The 14,479-nt window shown below is 68.3% G+C and carries 15 protein-coding genes; 6 read left to right on the top strand and 9 right to left on the bottom strand.

The annotated features are described in order from the left end of the window. Nucleotides 1-35: 35 nt before the first annotated feature. From F5544_RS29700 to F5544_RS29715, 4 genes are all read right to left on the bottom strand, one after another. Nucleotides 36-770, bottom strand: a complete 735-nt coding sequence (locus F5544_RS29700; RefSeq protein ID WP_167476237.1) for a hypothetical protein — start codon at nt 768-770, stop codon at nt 36-38. Nucleotides 771-878: 108 nt separating this feature from the next. Beyond that, nucleotides 879-1,706 carry a hypothetical protein gene (locus F5544_RS29705; protein ID WP_167476238.1) on the bottom strand — a complete coding sequence of 276 codons (828 nt, stop codon included), beginning with the start codon at nt 1,704-1,706 and terminating at the stop codon, nt 879-881. 86 nt (nt 1,707-1,792) lie between these two features. Continuing rightward, entirely contained in the window at nt 1,793-2,617 is an 825-nt protein-coding gene (gene eutC, locus F5544_RS29710; protein ID WP_167476239.1) for an ethanolamine ammonia-lyase subunit EutC, read from the bottom strand. Between the two features lie 53 nt (nt 2,618-2,670). Next, nucleotides 2,671-4,083: an ethanolamine ammonia-lyase subunit EutB gene (locus F5544_RS29715; protein ID WP_167476240.1), complete on the bottom strand. Its 1,413-nt coding sequence runs from the start codon at nt 4,081-4,083 to the stop codon at nt 2,671-2,673. A 160-nt stretch (nt 4,084-4,243) separates the two neighbouring features. On the opposite strand from F5544_RS29715, the gene F5544_RS29720 reads away from it, so the two are divergent. Further along, nucleotides 4,244-5,104, top strand: coding sequence for a rhomboid-like protein (locus F5544_RS29720; RefSeq protein WP_174867436.1), 861 nt, complete (start codon nt 4,244-4,246; stop codon nt 5,102-5,104). A 36-nt stretch (nt 5,105-5,140) separates the two neighbouring features. Here F5544_RS29720 and F5544_RS29725 read toward each other — a convergent pair whose 3' ends face one another. Together F5544_RS29725 and F5544_RS29730 are read right to left on the bottom strand one after the other, a co-directional pair. After that, nucleotides 5,141-6,322 carry a cation:proton antiporter gene (locus F5544_RS29725; RefSeq protein WP_167476241.1) on the bottom strand — a complete coding sequence of 394 codons (1,182 nt, stop codon included), beginning with the start codon at nt 6,320-6,322 and terminating at the stop codon, nt 5,141-5,143. A 5-nt stretch (nt 6,323-6,327) separates the two neighbouring features. After that, nucleotides 6,328-6,810 (bottom strand): cation:proton antiporter regulatory subunit, encoded by a 483-nt coding sequence (locus F5544_RS29730; RefSeq protein ID WP_167476242.1) that lies wholly within the window; start codon nt 6,808-6,810, stop codon nt 6,328-6,330. Nucleotides 6,811-6,999: 189 nt separating this feature from the next. Between F5544_RS29730 and F5544_RS29735 the strand changes: the two genes are divergently transcribed. Together F5544_RS29735 and F5544_RS29740 are read left to right on the top strand one after the other, a co-directional pair. Then, on the top strand, nt 7,000-8,211 hold the full coding sequence (locus tag F5544_RS29735) for a sensor histidine kinase (RefSeq protein WP_167476243.1): 1,212 nt from the start codon (nt 7,000-7,002) through the stop codon (nt 8,209-8,211). Continuing rightward, on the top strand, nt 8,208-8,852 hold the full coding sequence (locus F5544_RS29740; protein ID WP_167476244.1) for a response regulator: 645 nt from the start codon (nt 8,208-8,210) through the stop codon (nt 8,850-8,852). The genes F5544_RS29735 and F5544_RS29740 overlap by 4 nt, the downstream gene beginning before the upstream one ends. Nucleotides 8,853-8,902: 50 nt before the next feature. On the opposite strand, the gene F5544_RS29745 is transcribed toward F5544_RS29740, so the two are convergent. Continuing rightward, on the bottom strand, nt 8,903-9,277 hold the full coding sequence (locus tag F5544_RS29745; protein WP_167476245.1) for a DUF952 domain-containing protein: 375 nt from the start codon (nt 9,275-9,277) through the stop codon (nt 8,903-8,905). Between the two features lie 866 nt (nt 9,278-10,143). Between F5544_RS29745 and F5544_RS46650 the strand changes: the two genes are divergently transcribed. Further along, on the top strand, nt 10,144-10,338 hold the full coding sequence (locus F5544_RS46650) for a DUF7455 domain-containing protein (protein WP_036538000.1): 195 nt from the start codon (nt 10,144-10,146) through the stop codon (nt 10,336-10,338). Nucleotides 10,339-10,442: 104 nt separating this feature from the next. Here the strand turns inward: F5544_RS46650 and F5544_RS29755 are convergent, their stop codons facing one another. After that, entirely contained in the window at nt 10,443-11,210 is a 768-nt protein-coding gene (locus F5544_RS29755) for a TetR/AcrR family transcriptional regulator (RefSeq protein ID WP_238846731.1), read from the bottom strand. A 121-nt stretch (nt 11,211-11,331) separates the two neighbouring features. On the opposite strand from F5544_RS29755, the gene F5544_RS29760 reads away from it, so the two are divergent. Together F5544_RS29760 and F5544_RS29765 are read left to right on the top strand one after the other, a co-directional pair. Further along, nucleotides 11,332-13,149, top strand: a complete 1,818-nt coding sequence (locus F5544_RS29760; RefSeq protein ID WP_167476247.1) for a DEAD/DEAH box helicase — start codon at nt 11,332-11,334, stop codon at nt 13,147-13,149. Then, nucleotides 13,149-13,709 carry an SWIM zinc finger family protein gene (locus tag F5544_RS29765; RefSeq protein WP_167476248.1) on the top strand — a complete coding sequence of 187 codons (561 nt, stop codon included), beginning with the start codon at nt 13,149-13,151 and terminating at the stop codon, nt 13,707-13,709. The genes F5544_RS29760 and F5544_RS29765 overlap by 1 nt, the downstream gene beginning before the upstream one ends. A gap of 169 nt (nt 13,710-13,878) precedes the next feature. On the opposite strand, the gene F5544_RS29770 is transcribed toward F5544_RS29765, so the two are convergent. Then, nucleotides 13,879-14,445, bottom strand: a complete 567-nt coding sequence (locus F5544_RS29770; RefSeq protein ID WP_167476249.1) for a class I SAM-dependent methyltransferase — start codon at nt 14,443-14,445, stop codon at nt 13,879-13,881. Between the last annotated feature and the right edge of the window lie 34 nt (nt 14,446-14,479).

Here is a 14,479-nt window from a genome sequence, read left to right on the forward strand (position 1 = left end):
ATGAATCCTGTTGGGCCGCAGTAGATCCGGTGGTATCAGGTGGCATCGCTGACGCAGTATCCCCACGGGCCGATCGCGAGCCGGAAGGTCAGCGCCTGGCGGTACCTGGAGCCGACCGGAACCGTGATGTTCCAACCACCGTGGTCCGCGTCCAGCACGGTCGACTTGCCTTCGTCGAATGCGTCGGCGCCGGTGACCTTTCCGGGATTGTCGGCCAATGGTGAACCGGAGCAGACGAGCGGGTATTTGTCCTCGGTGTCGTCCCGGTTCACCGGTGACGCGGTCCTACGACCGAGGTAGCGGTGCAGCGCGTAGCGGGCGTCGATCGAGTCCAGTTCGCGGAGGGGTCCCGCGCTCACCCACGGACACGCGTAACCAGAGGCGATTTCGTCGCGGTAGAGGTGAACGGTCCTGGTCGGGCCTTCCCAAGTGACCTTGAACTGCTTGTCGCGGCCGGGTTGCGCCAGTGCCGCGAGGATTCCATCCTTGTCGCCGTACATCTCCCGGGCGTGCGATGGTTCGATGGTCCAGCAGTTGCGGATCAGCCGGTCGAAATCACCGCCGACGAGATCGCGAGCCCACGGCTGGATCGCCTGCGCCGCAGCCGGATTGCCGGGCACCGCACCGACCGGCACGGTGGCCTGCGGCGCGCCCTGCGCGGCCGAATCCGGCTGCGGCAGAGACGATTCTGTGGTCCGGTTGTCGCCGCAGGCGGTCAGCAGCGCACAAGTCGCCAGCGCGAGGAATCCGGCTGCTCGAATGTTGTTCATGGACCGAAGTTAGCCGCGAAATGCCCTGCACCACAGGACGATACAATTCAGGACGACACAATTGGGGCCAAAGTAATCCTGAGATCGATCGGCTGATCGAATACCGGATCAGGCGGCGAGATCCTTGATGCAGTAACCGTCCTGGCTCACGGTCAGCGCGAAGGTGATCGTCTGCGCCGCGCCCGCCGCATCGGTCACCGGAACGGTCACCGCGACCTCGGCGTGCGGGCCGGACCGTGAGGTGATCCGGTCGGCCGCGAAAGCGGTTATGCCCGGCAGGATTCCGGGTTTTCCTAGCAGTGGTGAATCCAGGCAGACGAGCCGATACTTCGCCTCGACATCGTCGGGGTTCACCGGTGCACCGATCAGGCGGGACAGATACCGGCGGACCACATAACGCGCATCGGCCTCGCCGTAGATCGCATCGGATCCGGCTCGGATCACCCGCGGGCACGCGTAACCGGAGGCGATCTCGTTGCGCTGCAGGTGAACCGTCTCCACCGGACCCCGCCAGATCACCGCGAACTGCCCGTCGACGCCACGCCGGGCCAGCGCGGCGAGAATACCGTCCCTGTCCGCGTACATCGTCCGGGCGAGATCCGGTTCGATGGTCCAACAGTTGCGGATCAACCGGTCGATTTCGCCGCCCGCGAGATCACGCGCCCAGGGCTGTATCGCCTTGACGGCATCGGCATTGCCCGGTACCTCGCCGATCGTCACCGCGGCCGGGTTCGGGCTGGACGCCGCACCGGTGGGCGAATCCGGCTGCGCGGCAGTCGATGTCGGCGATCCAGCGGGTCGCCCGTCGTGCGCGCCGCAGGCGGTGAGTACGACGCACGCGGCAACAGCACCGATCTTGCCGACAATCCATCGCCGAGATGTACCGGCCCGATGCGGAAGGCGCGCGGTACCTGGCTCGCTGGCAAAATCGCTCACCAGGCGACGTTAGCCGGGCGATGGCACTCGGGCCAACGAACTCGCGCCGCCACATCGGCTTCCGGGTTACGGCCCCGCAAGCGAACTTATGCGACGGCGTCGTCGGCTTCCAGCGCATAGCCGGCCGACAGTTCCGCGTGATCCGAGGTGTCCTTCAGATCGACGCCGGACCGCCCGAGCCGTCGCGCGCCGGATACCAAGCCCGCCACCACTTTCGCGGCGTGCACGTAGCCGAGGCCCGCCGGTGGATGGATATTCGAGACACAGTTGCGCTCGGCGTCGGTGCGGCCGGGCCGCGGACGGTGGGTGAGGTAGATGCCGAGGCTGGCCGCCACCGACAGTCCCGGACGTTCCCCGATGAGGACGAGCACCGTATCGACGCCCATCGCCGCACCGATGTGATCGCCGAGCGCTACCCGCGCCTGGGTCGCGATAACCGGTGTCGCCAGGGTGTAGCGACGGCCCAGCTCGCCCATCAACGCCTCGAGTGTCGGCACACCGTGCTCGGCCAGCGCCTGCGGCGACAATCCGTCCGCGAGTACGAACCCGACCTCGGCCCGGCTGCGCCCGACCGCCGAAAGTCCGCGTCCCGGAAAGGTTCCCGGCTCCACCGGCAATCGGCCGAGATCGGGTCTGCGCAGGTATTCGGCGCGGTCCATGGCGCGGCTGCGCACATGCGCCGGATTGCCGAGCCCGAGCGCGGCGACGCGTTCGGCCAGCCCGGCCACGTCCAGCGGCGCGTGCACCGCGTCCCGCGCGGCCGCGTGCGCGGCCCGGAACTCGAGCAACCCGGCGGTGGGCACCGCGTCACCGGAGCGGCCGAGCCCGATCCTGGCCTGGGTGGTCCACCGAAGTTCTCGCCAGAAGTCTTGTGCCGCAACCTTTTCCGGAACCACCGTAGCTTCCGGCATCGCCTCTCCCGCGTGCGAGTCCGAAAAACGAGGCCGCAGCGACACTTTCGCGTTCATCGCGCACCCGCCAGTGCCCGTAGCGGCGAGACGTGCGGTTCGATCGGCACCACCCGCCCACCCGCGTCGAGCATGCCGAGACGGTCCAGCCACGCGGCGAATTCCGGTGCGGGACGCAGGTTCAGCACGCGGCGGGCGTAGAGGGCGTCGTGGAAACCGAGGCTCTGGTAGCCCAGCATGACGTCGTCGGCGCCGGGCACCGCGATGACGAAGGCGACACCGGCCGCGCCGAGCAGGGTGAGCAGGGTATCCATATCGTCCTGGTCGGCCTCGGCGTGGTTGGTGTAGCAGACGTCGACGCCCATCGGCAGGCCGAGCAGTTTGCCGCAGAAGTGATCCTCCAGCCCGGCCCGGATGATCTGCTTGCCGTCGTAGAGGTATTCCGGGCCGATGAAGCCGACGACGGTGTTCACCAGCAGCGGCCGCAGCTCCCGCGCGACGGCGTACGCCCGCGCCTCCAAGGTCTGCTGGTCGACCGGCTTGTCGTCGGTGCCCAGATGCGCGCCCGCCGACAGCGCGGAGCCCTGGCCGGTTTCCAGATACATCACGTTGTCGCCGACGGTGCCGCGGCGCAGCGACCGGCCCGCGGCGTCGGCCTCCCGCAACAGCGAAAGGTTCACGCCGAAACCGGCATTCGCGCCCTCGGTCCCGGCGACGGATTGGAACACCAGATCCACCGGCGCACCGGATTCGATCAACCCGACGGTCGTGGTGACATGCGAAAGCACACAGGACTGGGTCGGGATGTCGAAGCGCACCCGCACCTCGTCGAGCAGGCGCAGCAGATCGGCGGTGGCCCTCGGCGAATCCGTGGCCGGATTGATGCCGATCACCGCGTCACCGCAGCCGAGCAGCAGCCCGTCGAGGATGGCCGCGGCGACACCGCGCGGATCGTCGGTGGGATGGTTGGGCTGTAATCGCGTCGCGAGCGTGCCGGGCAGGCCGATGGTGGTCCGGAAACCGGACCGCACCTCGACCGCCCTGGCCACCGCGATCAGATCCTGGTTGCGCATGATCTTGCTTACCGCGGCCACCATCTCCGGTGTCAGTCCGGGCGCGACCGACGCCAGCGTCGCCGCCGCGTCGTCCCGCGCGGCGACGGTGAGCAGCCAATCCCGCAGCCCACCCACCGTCAGATGCGAAATCGGTTGGAAGGCAAGACGATCGTGACTGTCGATGATCAGCCGGGTGATCTCGTCGGTTTCGTAGGGCACCACCGGGTCGCGCAGAAATGTGGTGAGCGGCAGGTCGGCGAGCGCCCACTGCGCGGCCGCCCGCTCGGCATCCGATCCGGCCGCGCAACCCGCCAGCTGATCACCGCTGCGCAGCGGGGTCGCCTTGGCGAGCAGTTCGACCAGTCCGTTGAAAACATATGCGGTGCCGCCGAGTCGCTGCACATACCGGGTCATGGAACTCCTAGATCCGCGAGCAAGATCGGATCAATTCTTCGCGGCGTTTGTTGCCCGGACGTGACCCGACGTTACGGGCGAGGTCCCAGGTCGGTGACGAGGCACACAGCGGAGGCGCGTCGAGGGTGGCGCGACGCCGCGAACACGGCACACTGGCAGAGTGGTTGCCCCCGTTTCGACACGGCTTCGGACTCCCTGGACCCAGACCATCGATCTGGGTGCGGAGCTGCAGGCCGCGCAGGAATGGCTGCGCCGTCCGGCCCTGTGGCGCCGGGTGCTGCCGGCGATACGCACGCACCTTTCGGCCGCGCCGGCCAGCACCGCGTACGCGTTCACGCTGTTCGTCACCTGGTGGACGCTGCGCGGACTCGGCGACGCCATCGAACGCAGGCTGATCTTCTCCGCGTCCACCAACCTCTACAACATGCGGCACAACCCGATTCAGGTGCTGGTGGCCTCGGCCTTCTGGACCGACGGCGGGTTCCCGTGGACCACCATCATCAGCTTTCTCATCGTGATGGCCGCCGCCGAACGCTGGCTCGGCACCAGCCGCTGGATCCTGCTGTTCGCCACCGGGCACGTCGGCGCGACGCTGCTCACCGTCACCGGCATCGCACGGGCCATCGAGCTGAACCTGATCCCGCACAAAATCAGCTACGCCTCCGATGTCGGCACCAGCTACGGGTTCACCGCGGTGCTCGCCGCGCTCGCCTTCCGCTTCACCGGGCTGGTCCGGCTGGCCTGGGCGGGCACCCTGTTCGTCGTGCTCGTCGTCTCCGCCTGGCGCGCACCGAATTTCACCAACTACGGCCACCTGAGCGCCGCGGCGATCGGATTCCTCGCCGCGCTGCTGGCGGTGACGTTCTGGCACTGGATCGATCGGGCGGCGGCGCGGCGCCGGGAGGCCAGGCAGTCACGCGACGGCGCATCGGCCGCGACCGGCGAGATATCGGCGGACGACTTCGATCAGAACAGCGTCGGTGCGGTGCGGGGCGGCATCGGGAGGAACGGATCCGGCTGAGCCGGGCTATCCCGCTCGCCGAAGCCGCTCGACCCGTCAGGAATCGACCGTGGGCCGTATCCGCCGCTGCGCCAACTGCACGACCGGCTCGACCAGGCGCGCGGCGACCGGACCCAGTATCGCCATCAGCAGGACGTAGGCCGAGGCGAGCGCCGCCAGATCACCGCTGACGGTGCCGGAGGCCACCGCCAATCCGGCGATGACGATGGAGAATTCGCCGCGCGCGATCAACGCGGCGCCCGCGCGGGCCCGGCCCATCCGCCGGATGCCCTGCCTGCTGGCCGCCCACCATCCGGTCGCCGTCTTGGTCAGCACGGTCAGGATCGCCAGCGCGACCGCCCAGCCGAGCACCGGCGGTATGGCACGCGGATCGGTGCCGAAACCGAAGGCGACGAAGAAGATCGCCGCGAACAGATCCCGCAGCGGCTCCAGCAGTTTCGTCGCCTCGTGCGCCGTCGAACCGGAGATGGCGATGCCGAGCAGGAACGCGCCGACCGCCGCCGACACGTTCAACGAGGAGGCGACGCCGGCCACCAGCAGCGCCGCGCCGAGCAGCTTGAGCAGGAACACCTCGCGGTCGGCGCTGTCGACGATCGCGGATACGTAGCGGCCGTACCGCAACGCCACCACGAGCACCACGGTGACCGTGACCAGCGCGATGGCCACCGCCTTCAACCCGGTGAGGAAGCTGAGCCCGGCCAGGACGGTGGTGAGGATCGGCAGATAGGCCGCCATCGCCAGATCCTCGAATACCAGGATCGACAGGATCACCGGGGTTTCCCGGTTACCGAGCCGCCCGAGATCGTTGAGCACCTTGGCCACGATCCCGGATGACGAGATATAGGTGACCCCGGCCATCGTGATGGCGCCGTTGAGGCCCCAGCCGAGCATCAGCGCGACCACCGCTCCCGGTGTCGCGTTGGCGACGATGTCGACCAGACCCGCCGCCCAGGAGCGGCGCAGACCGGTCATCAACTCGGCGGCCGTGTATTCCAGGCCGAGCAGCAAAAGCAGTAGGACGACGCCGATTTCGCCCGCGAGATGGGCGAATTGGTCGGCGGCGTCGAGTTCGATGATGCCGCCCTTACCGAAGGCGAGGCCGCCGAGTAGGTAGAGCGGAATCGGGGACACGCCGAAGCGACCTGCTACTCGCCCCATCATTCCGAGGGCGAAGAGGACCGCTCCGAGCTCTATGAAGGCGAGCGCGGTTTCCTGCACGAGATTCAGCCGTGGGTCAGGATCTTCGCGGCCGCGTCGAGTCCGTCGGGTGTGCCGACCACCACGAGCAGATCATCGTCGGCGAAGGTGAAATCGGGGCCCGGCGACGGATGCAACTGCCCGGCGCGCATCACCGCGACGATGGATACCTTTGTCCTGGTTCGCATCTGGGTTTCGCCGAGGGTGCGTCCCGCATACGGCGAGCTCTCGGCGATGGGTAGCTGGCGGGTGGTGATCCCGGGTAGGTCGCGGTGGTCCTCGCGCAGCTGGGCCACCAGCTGCGGCGCACCGAGCAGGTTGGCGAGCACCGCGGCCTCGTCGGAGGTCAGCTGGATCTGTGCGGCGCAGGCATCCGGGTCGTCGGATTTGGAGACTATGAGATCGATGGCGCCGTCGCGGTGGTCCACCACGCCGATCCGGCGGCCGGACCGCACCTGGAAGTCCTTCCGCACACCAATTCCGGGCAAAGCGGTCACGTCGACGTTCACGTAACCAGCCTAATGGGCGCTGCCGGCGGAGCCGTCCGCAGCCCGCGCATGGCCGGAGCGAAGGCGGAGGTACGCCTAACGGTTGCTTTACTTTGTTCGGCATTCGGCGCGTAAACGCACGTCAGCGGTTCGGGGCGCTCATCATTTCGGCGGACCCGCCCGCCGCGCCGGGTGTGCTGAGATGGTGCGGTGAGGCATTGGTCGGAGTTGCCCGAGACGGCGCGGGACGCTGTTGGTGCGCTGGCGACGTTCCTCGGCGGCACCGCACTGTATCTCGCCCACCTGTCCACGATGACCAATCGCGGCGAGGGCATACCGCTCACCGTGCGGCTCGCCCTTCTGGCCGCGGTCTGCGTCGCCACCTTCTTCCGGCGGCGAAAAGCGTTGTGGGCCATGCTCGGCGGGCTCATCCCGTTGGCGCTGGACACCTACCTCGGCCCGACGGTGTCGGTATGGGTCATCTACGCCGATCTGATCTACGCGGCCGTGCTGTACGCCGGGCCACGCGCGTCCAGGATCGTCGCGGTGGCCTGGTTCATTTTCTCCGGCGCCATGGTGCTGCTCACACTGGTGCTGACGCAGGATATGCGTGCCGTCGCGGCGGCGGTGATCGCGGTGTTCAGCTTCGTCGGCACGCCGATCTGGTGGGCGAATTCGGTGCGCACGCACAAGGAGGTCGCCGATGCCGAAAGGGCCCGGCTACAGGCCATGACCACGATCGCCGAATTGGACCGGCGCGCCGCCATCGCCGACGAGCGCAAGACGATGGCCCGCGACCTGCACGACGTGATCGCCGGGCATCTGTCGGCGATAGCCATCCAGTCCGAGGCGGCGCTTGGCGTGCTGGCCCGCATCGACGTGGATCCGAAGATGGCGGGCATCCTCGGGGCGATCCGCGCCAACAGCGTCGGCGCGCTGCAGGAGATGCGCACCATGATCGGGCTGCTGCGCAGCGACGACGGCGGCGAGGACATCGCCGCGCCGCGCGGGCTGGACCAGCTGCCGATCCTGGTGGACGCGGCGCGGTCGGCGGGCGTCGCCGTGCGGATCCACCGCGATCCGGCCACCGTCGCACCGCCGCGCGCGGTGGATCAGGCCGCGTACCGGATCATTCAGGAGGCGTTGACCAACGCCATGAAACACGCGCCGGGCAGCCCGGTGGACATCGATATCCGGACGGAGGATTCGACTTTGACCCTGACGGTGCGCAATCCCCTTGGCGCGGTGCGCGATAGACCGGGCGACAGCCCTCGGCACGGCCTGGTGAATATGCGCGAGCGGGCCACCGCGTTGAGCGGAACCTTCACGGCCGGGGCGGATTCCGGAGTCTGGCGGGTGAGCGCGACACTGCCGCTTTCGGTTACCGCCGATTCCGATGAAAATGCCAGGGAGACGGCATGATCCGGGTATTGATCGCCGACGATCACGGCGCGATCCGAGCCGGGCTGCGGATGATCCTGGACACCGAGGACGATATCGAGGTGGTCGGCGAGGCCGCCGACGGCGATATCGCGGTGACGCAGGCCAGGGCGCTGCGCCCCGATGTGGTGCTGATGGACGTGCGAATGCCCGGCGTCGACGGCATCAGCGCCACCGAGCGGATCACCGAGGAGGGACCGGCCCGCGTACTCATCCTCACCACCTTCGACCTGGACGAATACGTTTTCCGGACGCTGCGGGCCGGTGCGTCGGGATTCATCCTGAAATCGGCGTCGGGCCGGGAGTTGGTCGACGCGGTGCGCCGGGTCGCGGCGGGCGACGGCGTGCTGGCCCCGGAGGTGACGCGGGCGGTGATCACCGCATTCGCGACGGCCCCCGCCGAGCAGGCCGAACCGGCTCCGGCCGGGCTCACCGAACTCACCGATCGCGAACGCGAGGTGCTGGACTGTCTGGGCGACGGTCTGTCCAATGCCCAGATCGCGCAGCGGCTGTTCATCGGTGAGACGACGGTGAAGACGCATGTGTCCCGGGTGTTGACGAAACTCGGTGTGCGATCACGGGTTCAGGCGGCGATCGTGGCACGCGAGATTCGGGACAAATAGTCCGGAAACGCGGGCATCGGAAACCGGAACGGCCGGTTCGGCTTTCGCGCTCAGTGCTCGAGCGGGGCGAAGCCGCCGTCCGGACCCGGCCGGTATTCGACCACCGCGGTCACCGCGTCGACCGGCAGCGGGCCGTAAAGGTGTGGGAAGAGCATCGATTCGGGATCCGTCGGCACGCCGGGCTCCCATTCGACCGGCGAGCCGAGCCGGGACGGGTCCAGGCGCAGCAGGACCAGATCGCCGCGTCCGGCGAAGAGCCGATTCGCGGGCAGATGCGCCTGTTCCGGCGCGGACAGGTGGATGAACCCGACCTCGTCCAGCGACGGTGGACGATATTCGCCTGTCTGTCGCGCGGACAGCCACTCCGCCATGGCACAGATGTGCACCAGCGTGTCCGGCATCGGGGTGGTTCGCTCGTCGTTCATCGAATCCCAAGGTAGCCGACCACGGCGCGGGTTGCTCGCCGGATCTCGCGCACACCAACCGCGTTCGAGCACATCCGATTCCGGCGACTCGATCGGGAATCCGGCTGAACCCCTATCGAATTCGGTAACACGTCGATCACGACCCGGGGCGCGCCCGTTCGGTGTCCACACACGGGCGCGCCCCGGGTCGTGGTCCGCACCGTGGAGGGTGGGATGCATCACATCTCGAATTGAGGGTATTCCGGACAAATCGGATACTGGACGGTTTGTGATCCGTTGGGCCCGGGTAGTCACACCAACACCCGCACGGCCGATACATATGTGACGGAAGGCACATCGGCCGATCGCCGATTCGCACGCCAACCCAGCTGACGTGCCGATATCGACGAAAAGCCCGGATCGGCCCGCGACCGTTCCCGCATCGGGATCGACACGGGCGCGAACCGACCACGTGTCGGCACTGTCCCGATGCGGAGCCCCGGATTCGGCTCACCCCGTAGGGGTTCCGCCGCGGCGCGTCTCAGTCCGGCTGGGGCCGTTATGGTATCGAGCTGAGAAGATGCTGAACCCGCGTGTGGGTGTCGGAGGGCACGGGTAATCTGCCCGTACGACAACTGGATCGGTAGTTCGAGGTGGTGATCCTACGGTGTCCGTTACCTGACCAGCGATGTTCGCCGGTAGCGAAATCCCTGGTCGTGTTAGCGAAAACACAAAGAATCGCCAGCGGGAACAAAGCCCCCGTCCCGAACGTCTGACAGAGTAGTCATACCACTGCTGGGAAGTAGCGGTAGCGAGCTCATGGTGAGTGACCATGGGCCCCACACCAGGCAAACGGCCCGAGTGCCGGGAGCCAGGACGGAGGAGTCATGCCAGGAACCCTGACAAGCACCCCACTGACCGCGGTCGACCGTTGCGACCGCTGCGGGGCGGCTGCCCGAGTGCGTGCAGTATTGCCCGCGGGTGGAGAGTTGCTCTTCTGCCAGCACCACGCGAACGAACACATGGATCGATTGCGTGAGCTCGATGCCGTGATCGACACGGAGTCGGCTCCCGCGCTCTGACCAACTCCTCGCGTCCTACTACAACAGCATCCGATAACAGAACAGCGCGCGACAGCGGGCGGCCTCACACGGGTCGCCCGCTGTCGGCGTTTCCGGCCAGGTTTTCACGGCTCGGTGTTCACGGCTCGGCTTCCGGTATCGGCGAGGATGCCGTCGAGCAGCCGGGCCAGACCGTATTCGAACGCACCCGCCGGATCCGCCGGCGCCTGATAGAACTCCCCGACCGCGGCGCCGACGCGGGACGAGAGCGGAAAGAGGTCGGCGGGCATCAGCTCGGTGAGTGTGGGACCGTGCTCGGCCCACCACTCGGCATCGGACACCTCGGCGGTCGCGCGGGACCCGGCGATCGCCATCCGGGCATTGCCGGTCGCGAACTCCGAGAGCACCGCGACCACCCGGTCCATCGCCAGATCGGATAGACCGGCGCCGTCGAGCGCCGCCAGCTGTCGCTCGTACCGGCGCATCCGGCCCGGGCCGAGCACCATCCGCCACGGCGAAACCTCCAGCAGCCAGGGATGCGCGAGCAGCTCCGCCCTGACCTGTCGCGCGATGGCCGCCATCCGGTCGCGCACCGGCAGCTCCGGCGGGATCGGCGCGTCCGCCTCGGCCACCGCATCGGCCATCAGGGCGGTGAGCGCCTCCTTGCTCGGCACATAGGTGTACAGGCTCATCGGCCGCAGGCCCAGTTCGGCGGCGACCGTGCGGATGGACACCTTCGCATAGCCGTCCCGATCGGCCAGCGCGATCGCGGCGGCGACCACCGCGTCGACGCTCACCGCCTGCTTCGGGCCGCGCCCGCGGCGCCGGGGCGGCAGGTATTCCCGCCACAGCAGCGTGAGCAACTGCCGCGCCGGATCCGCGGATTCGGACAAGCTGCCCCCTCGGGAACAAAGTCGGTACGGCGTACGTTGATAGGATACTCCGTACACCATACGTCGATATTAGGGGTCCGCTCTGCCAACGACACAAGCCACCTACCTGCCCGACCGGCACATGTTCGCGCTGTGGACATGGACCGGAACCGCCCTCGGCCCCGCCCCGGAACTCGGCGAATCGGCGACCATCTCGCTGGCCGTGCCGACCGGCGACGCGGGTGCGATCGAGATCGCCGAGGTCGACTGCGCACTGGTCGACCCGGATACCTTCGCGGCCTTGATAATCGACGACCACGGTCGCCTCAGGAGCGCGGATGCGCCAGCGGCGCAGGCCCTCCCGACCCCACGGGAAACGATCTCCGGTGACGTGGGGGCCGCGCGATCGGTTCAGGCCTGGCGGGCGTTGCTGACGGATTCGGCGGAATCCGAAGCGGCCCTGCCGATCGCGGCGCACGCGGTACCCGATGCCACCGGGACCGCGATCGTCTCGGCCGCGCGGGCGATGCGGATCTTGCGGGAAACCCGTTCGGCGGCATCGGAATTGGCTTCCGCGCTGCGGGCCGACCTGCGGCCGTACCAGGTGCGTGGCGTCGGCTGGTTGCGCGAGACCACCGCGGCATACGGCGGCGCCGTGCTCGCCGACGAGATGGGTCTCGGAAAGACGCTGCAGACCATCGGATTCCTGGTGGGCCGGGCGGCGGACGGGCCGCAGCTGGTGGTCTGCCCGACCTCGCTGGTCGGCAACTGGGGTCACGAGCTGGCTCGGTTCGCGCCGACGCTGCGGGTGATCGCCTGGCGCGGTGGCGAACTCGCCGCCGCTGCGGGCGATGTGGTGGTCACTGGCTATCCGATGCTGCGGCTGCACGGGGACGATCTCGGCGGCAGACATTGGGCCACAACCGTATTCGACGAGGCGCAGGCCCTGAAGAACCCGCGGACACAGGTGTCCAAGGCGGCGCGCGCCCTCCAGACGGACGCGCGGATCGCACTCACCGGAACACCGGTCGAGAACCACCTCGAAGAGCTGTGGGCGCTGCTGAACCTGGTGGCGCCCAGGCTGTTCGGGCACCGCGCACAGTTCCGTCGCCGCTTCGCCCGGCCGATCCACGAGGGCTCGGCGGCCGCGGCCGGGCGGCTGCTCGCCGCGATCGAGCCGGTGGTGATGGCACGCAAGAAGTTTCAGGTCGCGGCCACGCTGCCGCCGAAGATCGGTATCGATCTGCTCTGCGATCTGACCGCCGAACAGGAGAAGCTCTACGATCAACTGCTCGACCGCGCCGTCGACGACGGCTTCGGCTCCGGCATCGAGCGGCAGGGCCGGGTACTCGCCGCGCTCACCGCGCTCAAACAGGTCTGCAACCATCCGGGGCTGATCACCGGGGATACGACCGAACTCGCCGGGCGCTCCGGAAAGCTCGACCTGTGCACCGACATCGTATCCACCAATCTCGAAACCGATTCGCCCACACTGATATTCACCCAATATCGAGAGACCGGCGAGCTGCTGGTCCGGCACCTCGCCGAACAGTTCGGGGTGCGGGCGCCGTTCTTCCACGGCGGGCTGAACCAGGCCGAGCGGGGCGAGATCGTGCGGTGCTTCCAATCCCCGGACGGGCCACCGGTGCTTGTGCTCAGCCTGCGGGCGGCGGGCACCGGTTTGACGCTCACCCGCGCCGCCGACGTCATCCACTTCGACCGTTGGTGGAATCCGGCAGTCGAGGCGCAGGCATCGGATCGGGTACACCGCATCGGCCAGACCCGCACCGTCACCATCACCACGCTCACCTCGAGCACCACCGTCGAGGAACATATCGCGGGCATGCACGACCGCAAGTCCGCGCTGGCCGACCTCGGCGATACGGCGGGCATCGCGGCGCTGGCCCGACTCGACGACGCCCAACTCATCGAGATCCTCCGACGGAAGCGGGAAAACTAGTGGCGGACAACGATTTCGGCTACACCGCATGGGGCAAGGACTGGCTCCGGCTCGCCGAGCCACTGCGCCAGGACCGCCCCGATCCGCTGCTGCCCCGAGCCCGCAGCATCGCGCGCAACAACGGTGTGCCCGCGACAGTCGACGGGCGCATCGTGCGGGTCACCATCCATCGCGGCAGCCAGGCGTCGGTGACCCACCTGGAGATCGCGCCGCTGCCCCGCGCCACCGTCACCACCATCGCCACCCTGATCCCGGACACCACGGTGCTCACCGACGAGATGTATCGCATGCTGCGCGACGCGGATATCTCCCCGGCCCCCGCCATCGCGAGCACCGACTGCTCCTGCTCCGCCCGCAATCCGCGCTGTCTGCACCTGCTCGCCCTGCTCTACGAGATCACCCGCCGCGTCGACCAGAACCCCCGACTGGCCCTCGAACTCCAGGGCTATTTCGAAGCGGCACAGGATGATTCGGCCATCACGGTCGAGGTGCCGCAGTGGGTCCCGATCAACAGCCTCGACCCGGACCGGTACTTCGGCGAGGCGGTCCCGCTGGGCTGACCAATTCCGATCGGCTTCCCGCGCTGGATATCGCGAGCGCGGGAAGCCGAAACATGCTCGGAAACAGCGACATCCGCACAATCGCGCCGTACGCCGTATCCACCGACCTGATCGGAGCGGATCGCGGCGGCCGAGCCGAAGGCGGCGTCGGTGATCGACGGGTATCGCGTCATGGGCGACGGGCACGGAAGCGGAAACTTCCTTCGCCGGTTTCGATTTCGATGTCGGTGAAACCCACTCGGGCGAGGCGGGTGGGGGCGGTTTCCGGCGGGACGGGTACGCAGGTGTCGCCGAGGTGGATGAGGCGGAAGATGCGGCTGTCGAGCCCGTCGCTGCCGGCGAAAACGCCGCCGGGGCGCAGGACGCGGAAGGCCTCGGCAAAGAGGTCGTCCTGCGCGGTGGGCGTCGGGACGTGATGCAGCATGGTGAAGCAGACGACGGAGTCGAATCCGCTCGGCGGGAAGGGCATTCGGGTGCCGTCGCCGTCGACGACGGCGACGGCGCCCGGGTGCCGGGTGCGCAGCCGGGCGGCCAGCGCGGGATCGATCTCCAGACCGGTGAGCGAGCCGGTGCGCGCGCCGAGGGCGCGCACGTTCGCGCCGTAACCGGGACCGATCTCCAGAGTCTGGTCGCCGAGTTCGAGACCGGACAGCGCCCACGGGACGATCCGCGTCGCGCTGGCCCGCTCCCACATCGCGGAGCGGCAGAGGATGCGGTGAAAGTAGTTCATTGCCATGACCGCACGCTATGGCCGCGACACCGGTGGCCGC

Source organism: Nocardia arthritidis (genome assembly GCF_011801145.1).
GTDB lineage: Bacteria > Actinomycetota > Actinomycetes > Mycobacteriales > Mycobacteriaceae > Nocardia > Nocardia arthritidis_A.